The organism is Psychrobacter sp. 1U2, from assembly GCF_051847575.1.
Genome location: NZ_JBPYDC010001579.1, coordinates 1 through 570, shown reverse-complemented (window position 1 = coordinate 570; position 570 = coordinate 1). Strand labels below are relative to the sequence as shown.

The window sequence follows — 570 nt, the reverse complement described above, 5'->3', positions numbered from 1 at the left end:
AAAACGCCAAAAAGAACAATAGGCTGGCGATATCTTGCGCTTTGCTATTACGTAAAGTGACGGTTTCTTTAACGCCTTCAGCATTAGTTACGCTAAGACCTCGTTCAATAAAAAATGGCACCACGCGTCTACCAATGGTCAATACCAAACCGATAATTAAGTAAAAACCCAAGTAGATACCTACTCTGGTCGTACTCATGTCTGCGTTGACAATACCCCAGTAACACAAGCCATTGCCCAACGTTAATAAAGCCAGCTTGGCTAAAATACCCATCTGCTTATATTGTTTGACTTGCAATACTGCTCGAAAGATAACAAAAGCCATCGAGCCGACGAACAATAAATCGAATACTGCTGCTACATATAACAACGATATACTGCCACTTGCAATCGTCATTCCAAGCCCAAAAACAAGCCAGCTAAGCCGTGCCAATAGCCAGCAAACAAAAATAGCCAGTAGCTTGTAGCCGTGTGGCATCATTACCCCTGTCCATGTCTTGACCGCAGTCAGCAAAAACCCTGCTACCACTGCCAAGGCATAACCATAAATCATCTCGTGACCATGCCAAT

1 protein-coding gene is annotated in these 570 nt (G+C 43.5%); it reads right to left on the bottom strand.

The window, feature by feature from the left end; translation table 11 throughout:
- On the bottom strand, window positions 1-570 hold a 570-nt coding region (locus tag ACS8FD_RS23290), incomplete at both ends, for an NnrS family protein (protein WP_439277599.1).